General features: G+C 77.0%; 15 protein-coding genes. 10 read left to right on the top strand and 5 right to left on the bottom strand.

The window, feature by feature from the left end; genetic code table 11:
* Positions 1 to 34: 34 nt before the first annotated feature.
* Positions 35 to 856 carry a DUF1206 domain-containing protein gene (locus Sru01_RS18980; RefSeq protein WP_203988174.1) on the bottom strand — a complete coding sequence of 274 codons (822 nt, stop codon included), beginning with the start codon at positions 854 to 856 and terminating at the stop codon, positions 35 to 37.
* 119 nt (positions 857 to 975) lie between these two features.
* Between Sru01_RS18980 and Sru01_RS18975 the strand changes: the two genes are divergently transcribed.
* The 3 genes from Sru01_RS18975 to Sru01_RS18965 all read left to right on the top strand — a co-directional run bounded on the left by Sru01_RS18975 (position 976) and on the right by Sru01_RS18965 (position 4,303).
* Positions 976 to 1,803 carry a molybdate ABC transporter permease subunit gene (locus Sru01_RS18975; RefSeq protein ID WP_203988171.1) on the top strand — a complete coding sequence of 276 codons (828 nt, stop codon included), beginning with the start codon at positions 976 to 978 and terminating at the stop codon, positions 1,801 to 1,803.
* Positions 1,797 to 2,765, top strand: a complete 969-nt coding sequence (locus Sru01_RS18970) for an ATP-binding cassette domain-containing protein (protein ID WP_203988169.1) — start codon at positions 1,797 to 1,799, stop codon at positions 2,763 to 2,765. Before Sru01_RS18975 ends, Sru01_RS18970 begins: the two co-directional genes overlap by 7 nt.
* 128 nt (positions 2,766 to 2,893) lie before the next feature.
* Positions 2,894 to 4,303, top strand: coding sequence for a sensor histidine kinase (locus Sru01_RS18965; RefSeq protein WP_239137549.1), 1,410 nt, complete (start codon positions 2,894 to 2,896; stop codon positions 4,301 to 4,303).
* 36 nt (positions 4,304 to 4,339) lie between these two features.
* Here Sru01_RS18965 and Sru01_RS18960 read toward each other — a convergent pair whose 3' ends face one another.
* Positions 4,340 to 4,573 (bottom strand): hypothetical protein, encoded by a 234-nt coding sequence (locus Sru01_RS18960; protein WP_203988161.1) that lies wholly within the window; start codon positions 4,571 to 4,573, stop codon positions 4,340 to 4,342.
* Positions 4,574 to 4,863: 290 nt separating this feature from the next.
* On the opposite strand from Sru01_RS18960, the gene Sru01_RS18955 reads away from it, so the two are divergent.
* On the top strand, positions 4,864 to 6,021 hold the full coding sequence (locus Sru01_RS18955) for a baeRF10 domain-containing protein (RefSeq protein WP_203988159.1): 1,158 nt from the start codon (positions 4,864 to 4,866) through the stop codon (positions 6,019 to 6,021).
* An 86-nt stretch (positions 6,022 to 6,107) separates the two neighbouring features.
* Here Sru01_RS18955 and Sru01_RS18950 read toward each other — a convergent pair whose 3' ends face one another.
* Entirely contained in the window at positions 6,108 to 6,854 is a 747-nt protein-coding gene (locus Sru01_RS18950) for an anti-sigma factor (RefSeq protein WP_203988157.1), read from the bottom strand.
* On the bottom strand, positions 6,851 to 7,441 hold the full coding sequence (gene sigK / locus Sru01_RS18945; RefSeq protein ID WP_203988139.1) for an ECF RNA polymerase sigma factor SigK: 591 nt from the start codon (positions 7,439 to 7,441) through the stop codon (positions 6,851 to 6,853). The genes Sru01_RS18950 and sigK overlap by 4 nt, the downstream gene beginning before the upstream one ends.
* A gap of 396 nt (positions 7,442 to 7,837) precedes the next feature.
* Here sigK and Sru01_RS18940 point away from each other — a divergent pair, with 396 nt between their 5' ends.
* On the top strand, positions 7,838 to 8,371 hold the full coding sequence (locus Sru01_RS18940) for an HAD domain-containing protein (RefSeq protein WP_239137548.1): 534 nt from the start codon (positions 7,838 to 7,840) through the stop codon (positions 8,369 to 8,371).
* A 68-nt stretch (positions 8,372 to 8,439) separates the two neighbouring features.
* Here the strand turns inward: Sru01_RS18940 and Sru01_RS18935 are convergent, their stop codons facing one another.
* Complete coding sequence (locus Sru01_RS18935; RefSeq protein WP_203988136.1) at positions 8,440 to 8,796, bottom strand: hypothetical protein; 357 nt, start codon at positions 8,794 to 8,796, stop codon at positions 8,440 to 8,442.
* 378 nt (positions 8,797 to 9,174) lie between these two features.
* Between Sru01_RS18935 and Sru01_RS18930 the strand changes: the two genes are divergently transcribed.
* From Sru01_RS18930 to Sru01_RS18910, 5 genes are all read left to right on the top strand, one after another.
* Entirely contained in the window at positions 9,175 to 10,407 is a 1,233-nt protein-coding gene (locus tag Sru01_RS18930; protein WP_203988134.1) for a glutamate-cysteine ligase family protein, read from the top strand.
* 94 nt (positions 10,408 to 10,501) lie between these two features.
* Positions 10,502 to 11,803, top strand: a complete 1,302-nt coding sequence (gene egtB, locus Sru01_RS18925; protein ID WP_203988132.1) for an ergothioneine biosynthesis protein EgtB — start codon at positions 10,502 to 10,504, stop codon at positions 11,801 to 11,803.
* Complete coding sequence (gene egtC, locus Sru01_RS18920; RefSeq protein WP_203988130.1) at positions 11,803 to 12,597, top strand: ergothioneine biosynthesis protein EgtC; 795 nt, start codon at positions 11,803 to 11,805, stop codon at positions 12,595 to 12,597. Before egtB ends, egtC begins: the two co-directional genes overlap by 1 nt.
* A gap of 88 nt (positions 12,598 to 12,685) precedes the next feature.
* A complete protein-coding gene (gene egtD / locus Sru01_RS18915; protein ID WP_373869529.1) occupies positions 12,686 to 13,708 on the top strand; it encodes an L-histidine N(alpha)-methyltransferase in 1,023 nt (340 codons plus the stop codon).
* 199 nt (positions 13,709 to 13,907) lie between these two features.
* Entirely contained in the window at positions 13,908 to 16,040 is a 2,133-nt protein-coding gene (locus Sru01_RS18910) for a hypothetical protein (protein ID WP_203988128.1), read from the top strand.
* Positions 16,041 to 16,090: the final 50 nt, after the last annotated feature.

Raw genomic sequence — 16,090 nt, 5'->3', positions numbered from 1 at the left:
CGGCCGGGCCCGCGGACGCTGAAGGCAGGCGGACTCAGGTCCGGCGCCAGCGGGCCTCGCCGAAGCAGTAGGCGGCGAAGAGCAGCAGGCCGATGGCGACCGCGACCAGCAGCCACGGGCCGAACGGGGTGTCGGCGAAGGACCGCAGCGTGGAGTCCAGGCCCTTGGCCTCGTCGGGGTCGAAGGACATCGCGGCCTGGATGGTGAAGACGCCGACGCCGATGGCGATCACGCCGCGGGCGGCGTAGCCGATCATGCCGAGCTTCTCCATCACGCCGCGGGCGCGGGGGGACATCTCGGCGGTGCGCAGCTTCTCCAGGAACTTCTTCTTGGCGCCCTTGTAGATCCAGTAGGCGCCGAGCGCGATGATGGCGAGGCCGGCCAGGCCGACGATGAACTGCCCGCCGGGCCATTCCATCACGGTGGCGGTCAGGTCCTTGGAGCTCTTGTCGGTGGACGACCCGGTGCTGCCGCTCAGCAGGAAGTTGAGGATCGTGCCGAGGGCCAGGCCGTAGACCACGGCGTGCGCGCCCTCCTCGACGCGGTCCTTGATCTTGCCGCCGCCGAGCAGCGCTCCGGTGGCCTGCCAGATGGCCAGGGCGAGGAAGCCCACGGCCATCAACCACAGGATGACGGTGCCGAACGGCTGCTCGGCGACGGCGCGCACCGCGCCGGTCTTGTCCGCCTCCTTGCCGCCGCCACCGAAGGCGATCTGCAGGGCCAGGATGCCGATGAGCGCGTAGAGCACGCCGCGGCACGCCATCCCGAAGCGCGCCAGCCGGTCGAAGGTCCGGGTGTTGGTCGCCTGCCGCGCCGTCCCGCGCGCCTGGTTACCGGCCGAGGCCACGGAATTCATGGGCCTCCTCCTTTCGAGGTCGACCTTCTTCTACCGCCATACCGGAAGGTAAACTTCTCCGCTTCAACTGCTTAGCGCCGGTTGCCCTCAGAAAACCGGATTCCGGGCATGAAAAGGACATGAGGGCATTAATTCGCCTTGTTTGCTCCGGTCGCGGCGCCCGGCGCCGGCCGGCCGGCGTCCCGGTCCCCCGGCCTCCGCTCATCCTGCTGCTGCCCGCCGCCGGGGGCCTGCTGTTCCTGCTGCTGCCGCTGGCCGGGCTGCTCGCCCACGCACCGCGCCCGGCGCTGCCCGGCCGGCTCGCCGCCGGAACGGCCGCCGCGCTCCGGCTGGCGGTGGCGACGTCCGGCGGTGCCGCGCTGGTCTGCCTGCTGCTCGGCGTACCGCTCGCCTGGACGCTGGCCCGGGGCGCCTTCCGCGGCCGGCGTGCGGTCCGCGCCCTGGTGACCGTGCCGCTGCTGCTACCGCCGGTCGCCGGCGCCGCCGCGCTGATGCTGGTGTTCGGCCACCGCGACCTGGCCGCCGCGCCACCGGCCGGCGGTGCGGCGCTGGCACCGGTGGTCCTGGCGCAGGCGTTCATGGCGCTGCCCTTCCTGGTGCTCAGCACCGAGCGAGCGCTGCTGGCCGCCGGCCCGCGGGCCGAGGAGGTGGCCCTGACCCTGGGCGCCTCGCGGTGGACCGCCTTCCGCCGGGTGGCACTGCCGCCGGCCGCGCGGGGGATCGCCGCCGGGACGGTGCTCGCCTTCGCCCGGGCCCTCGGCGAGTTCGGCGCCGCGGTCTCGGTCGCCGGCGGGCTGCCCGGCACGGCACCGGCCGGCCCGGCGTCGGCCCACCTGCCCGCCGGGGCGGCGCCCGCCGTGCTGGCGGCCGTCGGCCCGCCGCTGCTGCTGGCCAGCGTCACGGTGCTCACCGTGCTGCGCCATCACTGGCTGAGCACCGCGTGCTGACCGCCCACCTGATCGCCGAGCGTCCCGGGTTCCGGCTCGACGTCCGGCTGCGCGCCGCGCGCGGCGAGGTCGTCGCGCTGCTCGGGCCGGACGGCGCCGGCAAGACCACCGCGCTGCGGGTACTGGCCGGGCTCGACCCCGCCCCGGCCGGACACGTCCTGCTCGACGGCGAGCCGGTGCACACCCGGCCCGCGGAGACGCGCTCGGTAGGCCTGCTGGGAGCCGATCCGCTGCTCTTCCCGCACCTGAGCGTGCTGGACAACGTGGCCTTCGGCCCGCGCTGCCAGGGCACCGGCCGGCCGGAGGCCCGCCGGGCGGCCGCCGCCTGGCTCCTGTGCGTCGGCCTGGCCGGGTCCGGTGCCGGCCCGACCCGCGCGCTGACCGCCGAGCAGGCTCGCCGGGTGGCACTGGCCCGGGCGCTGGCGGCCCGCCCGCGGCTACTGCTGCTCGACGAACCGCTGGCCGGCCTCCCGTCCCGGCCCCGGCGCCGGCTGCGCGAGCTGCTGCGGCATCAGCTGCGCGGCTTCGGCGGGATCTGCCTGCTGGCCACCCGGGACGCCTACGACGCGGCGGCCCTGGCCGACCGGCTCGTCGTGCTGGAGGACGGCGCGGTGACCCGGGAGACCGGGCCGGCCCCGGCACGAACCCCTGGTCCGGTCGATCTTCGGAAAAGCCTGTCACCTTATCGGGCGGCCGAGGCTTGTCTCGGCTCGGTGTGGGCAGAGGTAAAGGGCTGGGATCGCGACGGAACCTCCCCGCGACCAGCCAGCTCGCGCTCGGACCACCACCGAAGGGAGCCGTCGCCGATGGCAAGGCAGATCCCCGGCTACCAGCCCCCCAGTCCCATCGAGCTCGAAGCCAGGCTGCACAACCTGGAACAGCAGGTCGCCGACCTGACCGAGGCAGTGCGCTCGCTCACGCTACGGGCCGGGGAGACCGCCGCCACCGGCTCCGGAGATTGACCCGGAAAGCGTAAAAGCGCCTCAAAACTCACGAAAAATCGGGCACCTGGCGCGTTCCCCACCACCGGCGTTGTGGTCGACTGACGTAAGTGGTAGGGAACAGGCTGGGCGCACCGCGTCACTGGTCGGTGCGAGCGCGTCTGACGTTGTACGCCGGCGTCACGGCGGCCTTGCTGTCGGCGCTGCTCGCCACCGTGCTCATGATCGCTGTCAACCGCCTGGCCACCGCCTACCGGGTCAAGGAGGTCACCGCCACCGGCAGCCGCGTCGTCTTCGAGATCGAGCGGGCCGGCCTGCGCCCGCAGATATCCGCCGACGTCCTGCACCGGCACCAGGTACTCGGGGCGACCGGCCGGATCCTGGCCGCCAGCCCGGGCATGGAGGGACGGCCGCGGATGGCCACCTTCGCCCCGGCCGGCAACGGCAGCACCGCCTCCGCGGTCGTCTGCCACGGCGGCGACTGCGACATCGTCGTCGCGCACCGGGTCTACCACCGCTCGGCGGGCAGCCTGGTGGTCTACAGCTCGGCCCCGGCGATCCCGCCGCTGGTCCATCCCAAGCTGGCCACCCTGGTCATCGGAGGCTCGATCCTGCTGGCGGTGGCCGTGACCTACGGCGCCCACCGGCTGGTCGCCGGCTCGCTGGCGCCGGTGGACGTCATCCGGGCCGAGCTGGACGCCATCAACGCCCGCGACCCCGGGCGCCGGGTGCCGGTGCCCCGGACCGGCGACGAGATCCACGACCTGGCCGTGAGCGTCAACCGCACCCTGGAACGCCTGCAACGGGCGATCGAACGCCAGCGCCGGTTCGCCTCCGACGCCTCCCACGACCTGCGCAGCCCGCTCACCGCGATGCGGGCGGAGGTCGAGGAGGCCCTGCTGGCCCCGGGCGAGACCGACGTGCGCGACCTGGGCCGATCCTTGCTGACCAGCCTGGACCGGCTGCAGGCGCTGGTCGCCGACCTGCTGATGGCCGCCCGGCTGGACGCGGGGGACGTGGGCGCCCGCGAACCGGTGGACCTCGGCGCGCTGGTCGCCGGCGAGCTGACCGCCCACCGCCACAACAGCCCGTCGGTCGAGACCCGGCTGGAACCCGGCATCGTGGTGCTGGGCGACCCGCCGCGGCTGGCCAGGCTGCTGACCAATCTGGTGGACAACGCCGAGCGGCACGCCACATCCCTGGTGGTCGTCAGCCTGCGGCGCGAGCCGGGCGACGACCGGTTCCCGCACGGCACCGCGGTCCTGGAGGTGCTCGACGACGGGGCGGGCATCCCGCCGGACCAGCGCGAGGCCGTCTTCCAGCGCTTCGCCCGGCTGGAGGAGGGCCGCCGGCTGGACCCGGGCGGCACCGGACTCGGCCTGGCGATCGCCCGGCAGATCGCCGAGGCGGGCGGCGGCTCGCTGAGCGCCGAGCCCGGCGGCCGCGGCGCCCGGCTGGTGCTCAGGCTGCCGGTCGCGAACCCGGGGGCGTCTCCGCCGGGCGAGAACCCCGGCGGATCCGGCGCGCCGGGCCCGGCCGCGGTGCCGCCGGCGGGCTGAGGCCGCGCCCCCGGTACGCCGGCCCGGCCGCGAAGCTCAGCGCGCCTGCGCGGACAGGCGGCGGAAGATGTCCAGCGCGGCCTGGCGCACGTCGGCCGGCGTGACGCCGTCCAGCGCCGCCCGGGCCTCGGCCACGTCCCGGGTGGTGGCGCAGGTGATCGCCACCGAGGTGGCCGCGGCGTGGGCGAGCGACCCGGTGGGCGCGTCGTCGGCCAGCCGACGGGCGCTGGTCGCCAGGTCGAGGTTGTCGATCCTCGGTGCGGTGGTCAATGGATTCTCCTCGCGGTCACTGGTGGGCGGCTCGCCGGCGTCCGGCCCCGGTCCCGGGTGCCGGCGTGGCGGCCCTGTGGCGGCCCGCGCCCCCGGCGGCGGGGACCGGGGGTCCATCCTGCTCCGCCGGATGGCCCTCGCGCCACCCGCCGGACGCGTGCGCGTACATCGAGCATAAGCATGCCCCCCGCCGGATCCGCCGCCCCGCCCCGGATCCGCCGGGCGGCGCGCCGGGGCCGCGGGCCACGAACGGGGAATATCGAGGTCGTGGGAAGCGGCGAGGGGGGCGCATGATCACCGCGGAGACGATCGGCCGGATCATCGGGTACCACGGGGGCGAGATGCCGGTGGTGTCGCTGTACGTCGCAGCCGGCCGGGAGGGGGCGCCCGCGCTGCCCGCGCGGCTGCGCGGCCTGCTGCACGAGATACGTCCACTCGCCTGGGACGGCTCGCTGGACCGGCGGGCGCGCCGGTCGATCCGCGCCGACATCGAGCGGCTGGAGGGGCTGGACGGGTTCGCCGGGTCCGGCGGGCTGGCGGTGTTCTGCTGCAGCGAGGGGGACCTGTTCGAGCGGGTGCCGCTTCCCCGGCCGGTGCGGGACCGGGTCATGGTGGCCGCGACACCGTGGGCCCGGCCGCTGCTGGCGGTGCTGGACGAGTACCACCGCACCTGCGTGGCGGTGGTGGACCGGCGCTCGGCGGAGATCTGGGAGCTCTACCAGGACGAGATGACCGGCCTCGGCCGGGTGGAGGACCAGGTGCCGCACGGACCCGGCCACCTCGGCCGGCACGGGCCGGCCGGGGACCGGGTGCGCAACCGCGCCGACGATCCGACCCGGCGGCACTACCGGACCACCGTGCGGATGCTCGACCAGCTCTTCCGGGCCGGCGACCGCGAGCTGCTGGTGATCGGCGGCCGTGCGGAGGCGGTGTCGTGCTTCGCCTGCTTCCTGCCCCACCGGCTGCGCGCCCGGCTGGCCGGCACGTTCGAGGTGGACCCGCGCACCGCCACCCCCGCCGACGTGCGGCGCGGCGCCGAACACGTCGTCGAGCGGTACGAGCGCGCCGAGGAGCGCCGCCAGGTGGCCCGGGTGCTGGATCTGGCCGCGGCCGGCCGCCCGGCCGCGCTGGGCCCCGCCGACTGCCTGTGGGCCGCGTCGGTGGCGGCGATCCACAGCCTGCTGGTCCAGGAGGGCGCGACCGCCGCGGGCGTGGTGTGCGACGAGTCGGGGTGGCTGGCCGCCTCCGGCGACACCTGCCCGCTGTGCGGCCGGGCGACCCGGCCGGCCGCGAACGTCCTCGGCGAGCTCGCCGACGCGGTGATCGACGAGGGCGGCACGGTCGAGCACGTGCTGGCCGACACCGAGCTCGCCGGCCACCTCGTCGCCGCCGAGCTGCGTTTCCCGCTGCCGCCCCGCCCCTCGCCCGCGGCGGCCGCCTCCGGCTGAGCGGCGCCACGGGCGGCCGCCGGACCCGCCGCCCGGCCCGCCCGGTCCGGCGGCGGTCGTGGCGGCGGTCCCGGCGGCGCCGGCCGTCAGGCGCGGGGCAGGTCGAGCACCAGCAGCGGCTCGGTCGTCGGCCGCGCGGAACCGCCGGCCGGTTCCACGGTGACCGCCACCTTGGTGGCGTCGCCGAGACCGCCCAGCACGGTCGGCGGCACCCGGCCGGCGGTGTCGGGCCGGGTCAGCCGGTCCGGCCGCGGGCCGTCCCGGCCGATCCGCCACAGCTGGTAGGTGCGGCCCTGCGGCAGCGCGGCCATCCCGCTGGAGAAGAAGACCATGCTCTGCTCGGATCGGGAGACGACGACCGTGGCGGTGCCGCCGGCCCCGGTGCGGGCGGTCACCGACCGGGAATCCGGCGCGGCCAGCACCGCGGCGATCCGCCGGCCGCCGTCCCGTTCGGCGTCGAGCTGGTCCCTGGTGCGGACCACCACCACGCCGAGGCCCACCGCGACGGCCAGGCAGGCGGCGGCCAGCGCCGTCGCGGCCCGCGGCCACCAGGAGCGGGCGGCCGCCGGCGCGGCGTGCGCCCGCGCCGGCGGGACGGCCGGAGGCAGCTGGCGGACCAGGCCGATCTCGGCCATGACCCGGGCGCGCAGCGCGGGGGGCGGCGCGACGGCCACCGCGGCGCCGAGCCGGGCGGCGGTCTCGCGCAGCCCGCGCGCCTCCTCAGCGCACTCGGGGCAGCCGGCGAGGTGGCCCTCGATGGCGGCCAGCTCGCCGAGGTCGTCCACGGCGTGCAGGGCGTACGCCCCGGCCAGGGTGTGCGGATCGGACCTCATCGCTCCACCCCCAGGCAGTCGCGCATCCGGATGAGCCCGTCACGCATCCGCGTCTTGACCGTGGCCAGCGGCACCTTCAGCAGCTCGGCCACCTCCCGGTAGCTGTAGCCGCCGTAGTAGGCGTAGGTGACCGACTCGCGCTGCAACTCGGTGAGCCCGGCCAGGCAGCGGCGCAGCCGCTCCCGGTCCAGGGTCAGCTCGACCGACTCCACGACGTCGTCGTAGGGGCGCCGCACCTCCAGCCGCGCCACCCGGTCCTCCCGGTCGGTCGCCGCCTGGGCGGCGCGCACCCGGTCCACCGCCCGGTGGTGGGCGATCGTCATCATCCACGACAGCGCCGAGCCCCGCCGGGCGTCGAAGCGCGCGGCGGCGCGCCACACCTCGACCAGCGCCTCCTGGGCCACCTCCTCGGCCTGCGCCGGGTCGCGCAGCACCCGCAGGCCGACGCCGTACATCGCGGGCGCCACCTGCTCGTACAGCTCCTCGAACGCCGCCCGGTCGCCGTGCGCCACCCGGTCCAGCAGGCTCTCCAGCGGCGGGCCGCCGTCGTGGCCGCCGTAGGGCGGCGCGGCCCTTCTCGGTCTCATCCGATCTCCCTGACCGTGGGCGTGGGCGGGCCACGCGACGACTACGGACACAGGTACTTCGCGGCGGTCCGCCGTCCGGATTGGCACGCGCGCCGTCCGTTTCCGCCGAGGTTCGCGGAGATTATCGCGCCGGCGGGAATGCCCGCGGGGGGATCGGGGTTGTCAGAGGTGCCGGTGAGTTCGAGTCCCCGGGCCTCACCAACCGCCTTCGTGGAATACCGTCCGGCTGGAGCCACGTTGTGCATTCCGCCGAGAGGCGACCGCTCACCGGCGTGGGTGCCGTGCCCCGCGTCCTTCGGGACGCGGGGCACGGCACTGTTTCCGCCGGCGACCGGTGTGGCAGACTCCCCCGGATGGCCGGGCCCGCGCCCGGGACCCGACGACGCGGAGACACACGTGAGCAAGCGTCCCCTTGTGCTGCTGGACGTGGACGGGGTGCTCAACCCGGCCCGCCGGCGCGGCCTGCGATCGCGGCGCCACGAATGCGTGCTCGACGGGCGCGTCTACCAGGTGTATCTGGACCGCCGGCACGGCCGGGCGCTGGCGGCGCTGGCCCGGGAGTCCGGCGCGGAGCTGGCGTGGGCCACCACCTGGGAGGAGCACGCGAACCTCTGGATCGGCCCGCGGGTCGGGCTGCCGCCGCTCCCGGTGATCAAGGTCACCGACGACCCGGGCAGCCGGGCGGGCGAGCACTTCAAGACCCGGCACGTCGCCGAGTACGTGGCCGGCCGGCCGTTCGTGTGGTTCGACGACTCGCTGGGCGTGCCCGACTGGCAGTACCTGCTGGATCATCCGGGCGTCGGGGAGTTCCTGCTGGTGGACGTGGACCCGATGACCGGCCTGACCGGCGCGCACCTGGCCCGGGCCCGGGAGTGGCTGGCCGGCCGCGGCGCCGGGGATCTCGACGACGCCGGCGCCGCCGCCCCATGACCGGGGCCGGCCGCCGGCGGTCCGGGTGCCGCCGGCGGCCGCCGCGCCGTCGGGCGCGGGCCGGAGGGTCAGCTCGCGCAGATCACGTACACGCTGATGCCGACGTCGCCGTACCTGTTCTGCCGGCCGAGGCCGATCCAGCCGGTGCCGTCGTCGGTCGGGAAGCTGCCGACCAGGATGGCGTCGGCGCCCTGGGCCTCGGCCCCGCCACCGATCGCCCGCTTGCCGGCCGGGCAGCGCACCGTGCGGCGGGTGAAGTTCGGGACGTTGGCGTTGGGCAGCTTGACGATCTGGTAGCCGGGGATGTCCGCCGGTGCGGCGGCCCGCGCGCCGGCGGCCTGCGGGACGGCCGCCACCAGCGCCGCGGCGAGCGCGCCGCACGCGGCCACCGCCAGGCTCGGCGCCCAGAGCCTCTTGAGATGCATCGCTTCTCCCTTGCGTCGTCGCGGTCCGCCCCGGCCGGCCCTTCCCGCGTGGCGCGGGACGCCTCGGGATCACCGGTGCGGCGATGAACTCGGCACTTCGTCACTCACGGTATTCAGTCACTACGCAGAGTGTCCACACTCCGGCCCGGCCACAACCGGCCATCCGGCCGGCCCACACCCCTCCGTATCGCTAAATCCCATTTGTCACCTAAAGGGGCCATCACCCTATTTAGAGCTTCATGTCGGATAAGCCGGGGCATTCAGCTGATGGCCAGGCCGAGCAGCGACGGCGCCCGGCGAACGAGATGACGGCCGCCCGGCCGGTGAGGAGGTCCGCACCAGGTCCCCCGCCCGCACGCCTGATCGCGAGGAGAGTCCATGATCGGCACCGGGAACGACCAGGCACGGGTCCGCGGCCGGGATGAGGTGGCGGATTTCGCCCGGCGCTGTTTCACCGGCACGCCCGGCGACCGGGTGGGCGTGGAGCTGGAATTCCTGGTCGTCCACCCGGCCGACCCGGCGCGCCGGGTGCCGGTGGACGAGGTGCGCGCCGCGCTGCCCCCGCTGCCCGCCGGCGCGGTGGCCGGATTCGAGCCGGGCGGCCAGCTGGAGCTGTCCGGGCCGCCGGTCACGCTGGATCGGGCGATCGCCGGGTTGCGCGCCGACGTGGCCGCCGTCCGCCGGGCGCTCGGCGAGGCGGGACTGGCACTGGCCGGGCCCGGCCTGGACCCGCTCCGCCCGCCGGTGCGCCAGCTGCGCGAGCCGCGCTACGACGCCATGGCCGACCTGCTCGGCGTGCCCTACGGCCCGATGATGATGTGCCTGACCGCGTCGATCCAGGTCAACGTGGACTTCGGCCCGTGCCCGGCCGCCCGCTGGGAGCGTGCCTGCCTGCTCGGCCCGGTGCTGTCGGCCGCGTTCGCCAATTCGCCGCTGGCCGAAGGGCGGCCGTGCGGCTGGACCTCGGGGCGCCAGGCCGTGTGGCTGCACCTGGACCCCACCCGGACCAGGCCGCTGCCGGCCGGCGGCGACCCGGCGGCGGCCTGGGCGCGCTACCTGGCGGACGCCCGGCTGATGCTGGCGCGCCCGCCGGGCGCGCGCCGCCGCGGCCCGCCGAGCCGGGTCACCTTCGCCCACTGGATGCGGCGCCCCGGCCTGGGCGGCCGGCCGCCCACCATGGCCGACCTGGCCTACCACGCGACCACCGTCTTCCCGCCGGTCCGCCCGCGCGGCTGGCTGGAGGTGCGCTACCTCGACGCGCTGGACCCGGCCCGCTGGCCGGTGTGCGTCGCGGTGACCGCGGCGCTGCTGCTGGACGACCGGGCCGCCGACGCCGCGCTGGCCGCGGCCGCGCCGCTGGCCGGGCGCTGGTGGCAGGCCGCCCGGTCCGGCCTGGCCGACGACGGGTTGCGCCGGGCCGCCGAGGAGTGCTTCGGGGCCGCCCTGGCGGCGCTGCCCCGGCTCGGCTGCGACACCCGGTTGGCGGCCGAGGTCGAGGCGTACGCGGCCCGGCACGTCTGCACCGGCCGCTCCCCCGCCGTGGACGTGCTGGACCGGGCCGCCGCCGGCCCCGCCGCCGCGTTCCAGACCGGGGAGGAGGTGCCCGCCTGACCCGGGGGCGTGCCGTCCCCGCTCTCCCCACCGCCTGACGCCCGCCCGCTCCCCCCGTCCCGCCCTTGCCCGGCCCGGAGGCTGGAGGACGCAGATGACCGACCTGAAGGAGCGGATCGCCGCCGCGCTGCGCGAGGTGCGCGACCGGTCGCTCACCTACACCGACGCCGACGACGCGGTGCTGGTGCGCCGGCACTCGCGGCTGATGTCCCCGCTGGTGTGGGACCTGGCGCACGTCGGCAACTACGAGGAGCTCTGGGTGCTGCGCGCGCTCGGCGGGATCGAGCCGCTGCGCCCGGAGATCGACCAGATGTACGACGCGTTCGCCCATCCCCGCGCCGAGCGGGCCGGGCTGCCGCTGCTGACCCCGCGCGAGGCGCGGGCCTACATCTCCGGCGTGCGCGGCCGGGTGCTGGACGTGCTGGACGCCGCCGACCTCGGCGCGCCGGACCCGCTGCGGGCCGGCGGTTTCGCCTTCGGGCTGGCCGTGCAGCACGAGCACCAGCACGGCGAGACCATGCTGGCCACCCTGCAGCTGTCCGGCCGGGCCGGGCTGGTGCGCGACGGCGAGCCGCCGCCGGGCCGGTCGGGCGGCCCGGCGGAGGTGCTGGTGCCGGGCGGGCCGTTCCTGGCCGGCACCGACGCCCTGCCGTGGGCCTACGACAACGAGCGGCCCGCCCACCTGGTGGAGGTGCCGGCGTTCTGGATCGACCGGCTGCCGGTCACCAACGAGCGGTTCGCCGAGTTCGTCGCGGACGGCGGCTACACCGACCCGCGCTGGTGGGACCCGGCCGGGTACCGGTGGCGGCGGGAAGGGGAGGTGACCGCCCCGCTGTTCTGGACCCGGGACGGCGGCCGGTGGTGGCGTACCAGGTTCGGGCGCACCGAGCCGGTGCCGCCGGAGGAGCCGGTCCAGCACGTCAGCTGGTACGAGGCGGACGCCTACGCCCGGTGGGCCGGCCGCCGGCTGCCGACCGAGGCGGAATGGGAGAAGGCGTGCGGCTGGGACCGCGCCGCGGGCCGGGCCCTGCTGTACCCGTGGGGCGACGGCCCGCCGGGGCCGCAGCACGCCGGCCTCGGCCACCGGGCCGCCCGCCCGGCGCCGGCCGGCGCCTACCCGGCGGGGGCGAGCCCGTGCGGCGCCGAGCAGATGATCGGCGACGTGTGGGAGTGGACGTCCTCCTGGTTCCGGCCCTATCCCGGGTTCCGCGCCTTCCCCTACCGCGAGTACAGCGAGGTCTTCTTCGGCCGTACCCATCGGGTGCTGCGCGGCGGCTCGTGGGCCACCCACCCCGACGCCGTCCGCACCACCTTCCGCAACTGGGACCTGCCGGTGCGGCGGCAGATCTTCGCCGGGTTCCGGACCGCGCGCGCCGCCGGCCCGGAGGAGTGCTGATGTGCCGCCACGCCGCCTGGCTCGGCGCGGCCCGCTCGCTCGCCACGCTGCTCGGCCCGGCGGGCGGCTCGGTCCGCGGTGGGGAGAGCGGCCCGGAGAGCGGCCTGGTGCGCGGTCCGGTGCGCGGTCCGGAGAGCGGTCCGGAGAGCGGCGGCCTGCACCGGCTGGCTTTCGCGCCGCGCCTGCAGCGCTGCGGCACGGTCAACGCCGACGGCTTCGGCGCCGGCTGGTACGACGAGCGGCGCGCCGGCCCGGTGCGCTACCGCCGGACCGGCCCGATCTGGGCGGACGCCAACCTGCCCGGGCTGGCCGATGTCGCGGTGTCGACCTGCCTGCTGGCGGCGGTCCGGTCGGCGAGCCCCGGCATGCCGGTCGAGGAGTCGGCGACCGCGCCGTTCGCCGAGGGCCGCTGGCTGCTCAGCCACAACGGGCGGGTGGCCCGCCGCGCGGTCCGGCCGCTCGCGGCCGGCCGGGAGCCCGAGAGCGCCTGCGACTCGGCGTGGCTGGCCGCGGCGGTGTTCGCCCGGCTCGGCGCGGGGTTCCCGCTGGACGGCGCGGTCGCCGAGGTGGTGGCCGGCGCCGGCGCGGCCGACCCGGCGGCCCGGCTCAACCTGCTGGTCGCCGACGGTGGCGCCGTCGCGGCCACCGCGTGGCGGGAGACGCTGTTCGTGCACCTGGACGAGGGGGTGGTGATCGCCAGCGAGCCGCTGGACGACCGGCCCGGCTGGGAACCCGTCCCCGACCGGCACCTGCTGCTCGCCACCCCCGACGGGATCCGCCTGGACCCGCTGTGACCCCGCTGTGACCCCGCTGTGACCCCGCCGGGGCGGCCCGCCGTCCCCGGCCCACCACCCGAAGGCCCGCACCACTGGGGAGGCCCGCGTGTCCGTCACCCAGATCCCGCTGCCATTCCTGTGCACCGTCGACCACCTCGGCGCGCGGTACCTGCGCCGTGCCCTGGCCCGCGACGCGCGCGCCGGGCTGACCGCCGAGCCCAAGCGGCTGCCGCCCAAGTGGTTCTACGACGCGGCGGGCAGCGAGCTGTACACCCGCATCACCCGGCTGCCGGAGTACTATCCCGCGCGGCGCGAGGCGGCCATCCTGCGGGGGGCCGCCACCGAGATCGCCCGGCTGAGCGGGGCGGAGACCCTGGTGGAGCTGGGGTCGGGCACCAGCGAGAAGACCGGCGTGCTGCTGGCCGCGCTGGAGGCGGCGGGGACGCTGCGGGCGTACTCGCCGGTCGACGTGGACGCGGTCACCCTTTCGGCCGCGGCCGGGCGGATCGCGGCCGCGCACCCCTCGATCGCGGTGTGGGCGGTGTGCGCCGACTTCGAGCGTCACCTGGCCCGGCTGCCGCGCCTGGGCCGCCGGCTGGTCGCCTTCCTCGGCGGCACCGTCGGCAACCTGGACGAGGCGCCCCGGGCGGCGTTCCTGGCCGCGCTGCGCGGCACCCTCGCCCCCGGTGACGGCCTGCTGCTCGGCGCGGACCTGGTCAAGGACCCCGCGCGGCTGGTCGCGGCCTACGACGACGCCGCGGGGGTCACCGCCGCGTTCAACCGCAACGTGCTGCGCGTGCTGAACCAGGAGCTCGGCGCGGACTTCGAGCCCGAGGCGTTCGACCACGTCGCGCGGTACGACACCCGGCGGCACCGCATCGAGATGCGGCTGCGGGCCGCCCGCGCGATGCGGGTGCGGCTGCCGGCCCTGGCCCTGCGGGTCGCCTTCCGGGCCGGCGAGGAGATGCGCACCGAGATCAGCGCCAAGTTCGACCGGCGCGGGCTGACCGGTGAGCTGTGCCGTGCCGGTTTCGCGGTGACCCGGTGGTACACCGACCCGGCCGGTGACTTCGCCGTCGTCCTGGCCCGTGTCCCCGGCGCCGCTCCGCCCGGCGCGGGACCTCGGTGAGACCGCGGTCGACGACCTCAGAAGAGACCACGGTGACCGAGCGTGGTGAGGGGCGATGCCGGGGAGGCGCGGCGGACGGGCTCGGCGAGGGGACGGCCGACCGGCACCGGGGCCCGCCGCGAGATATATGCTTTGGAGATCAATACGGCTTCTGCCGCTGAAACGGGGCACCAGGCGACGGACCGAGGAGGCCTGCACGGTGTCGGCCCAAGACAGACGGCTAGCGGCGATCGGCGAGGCGGCGGCGGAGGTCCTGCGCCGCACCGACTACCACCTGGTCCGGGCCGAGGACGTCGCCGCGGCGGTCCGGCTGTCGCGGGAGGGGCAGAGCGGCCGCCGCAGCGCGGTGTGGCTGTACAACGAGGTCAAGAGCCGTCGCGTCCTGGTCTCCCTGGCCCTGCGGCACGCCTTCGCCCGGTTCGCCGAGCGGCACGTCGTGCCCGAGCGGCCGCCGGCGCCCGGCAGCCTGGTGGAGGCGCGCGACCTGGTCACCGAGGCCCTGCTGCTGGTGGCGCGCTTTCACCGCGCCGAGTCCTTCCTCACCCAGCAGGTCCAGCTCGGCATCGGGGACATCGCCACCTCCGAGAAGCGCCAGTCCGGGCCGGCCGGTCCGCCGGCCTGGCCGGACACCGTGATGGGGCGGGTCGCGGCCGCCGGCTGGGCCGGCCGGATGGTGGCCTACGCCGACCACCTGGCCCCGGCGATCGCCGCGGCCACCGAGGCGGTCTGCCCCGCCCCGCCCGGCTGGGTGACCACCTGCGCCGACCGGCTGTCCGACCTGGCCTTCGACGCGCTGTCGGACGACCCCGACGGCCCGGTGGACCGGCAGGCCGCGGCCCTCGGCGCCCACTGGTACGAGCGGCACCTGGTGCCGCTGGCCGGCACCTGGCTCGGTGACCTGGACGTCGCCGAGCGGGCCCGCGACGTCGCGCTGCGCTCCGGTGAGGACACCACCGCCGAGGCGGCCGCCCAGGACCAGGTGCTGCGCGCCCTGCTCGGCACCGGCGTGCTGATGGCCCGGGCCGCCCGGGAGGCCGCCCGGCTGTGCCGGCTGCTCGACGGCCCGCCCGCCGCCGCGCCGCGCGCCCGGTGCGAGGCGCTCGGCCGCCACGGGCTGGCGCTGCTGCGGTTCGGCGACGCCGACGGCGCCCGGCGCTCGTTCGCGGCCGGCCTTCAGATCGCCGAGGAGATCGCGGCGGGCGATCCGGAGAACGCCTCCTGCCTCGCGCGGGCCTGGCACAACCTGGGCGAGGCGCTGGTGGAGGCGGGCCGGCCGGTGGAGGGGGCGCGGCTGCTGGAGCAGGCCCGGACCGCCCGGGCCACCGACGCGGACCCGGGCGGGGCCTCTCACGGGTGGCGGCGCCACACGCTGACCGAGCTGGCCGCCGCCCGCGCGGCCACCCGGTGCGGCCGGGTCACCGACGGGCTGCGGCTCGCCGAGCGGGTGGCGGCCGACCGGCGGGCCCGCCTGGGCGACCCCGGGGACATCAACGTGGTCGCGGCCCGGGTCGCGCTCGGCGAGGCGCTGCTGGCCGCCGGGCAGCCGGTCGAGGCCCGGCACGTGCTGCAGGAGGCCGCCCGCCGGCGGGCGGAGGTGCTCCGCCCGGACGCCTACTGGCCCAACCACGACGTCGTGCGCGCGGCGCAGGCGGAGCTGGTGCTGCGCGACCCGGCGGCGGCGGCGCGCATGTTGGAACGTGCCCCGGTGCTGTCGGACTGGTTCGGCCGGGAGGTGTCGTTCCGGCTGTGGGGCGAGGCCAGGGTGGCGCACGCCCTGGCCATGGCGATGGATGACGACGTCCCGGCGGCGCTGGGCGCGCTGGCGGAGCTGGACGCCCTGCTGGCCGGGGCGCCCGCCGACGCGCTGGCCAGGTCGGCGCGGCGGGCGCTGGCCGAGGTCCGGCTGCGCGACGGCGACCCGGCCGGGGCCGCCGCGCTGCTGGCGTCGGTGGCCGCGGCCGAGGAGGGCGGCGGCGACCCGCCCGGCCGGGCGCGGACCCTGCTGCTGGCGGCCCGGTGCGCCGAGGCACGCGGCGACGGCGCGGCCGCCGAGGCCGCCCGCGCCGCGCTGGCCGGGGTGGAGCTGGACCCCCGGCACCCGCTGCTGCTGGCCGCCCGCTATGACCAGGCGGCGCGGTGCTTCGCCGCCGGCCGCCCGGAGGGGCTGGACGGGCTGCTGGACCCGCTGCTGGACCGCACGCCGCTGGCGCACGGCCGCCCGGCGCTGGGCGACGGCCATCCGCTGCTGCTCAAGGCGCTCGCCCTGGCCGACCGCAGCGGCACCGTCCGGCAGCCGCACGCGGCCCGGCCGGTGTTATGGGAGGACGCCTGACCCGGCGCCGGACCGCGCGCCCCCCGGGCGCGTGCCCAGGCGTCTCCCGG

Source organism: Sphaerisporangium rufum (assembly GCF_016863395.1).
Taxonomy (GTDB): domain Bacteria; phylum Actinomycetota; class Actinomycetes; order Streptosporangiales; family Streptosporangiaceae; genus Sphaerisporangium; species Sphaerisporangium rufum.
Note: the sequence above shows the minus strand (reverse complement) of the source record. Positions and strands in the feature narration are given on the sequence as shown.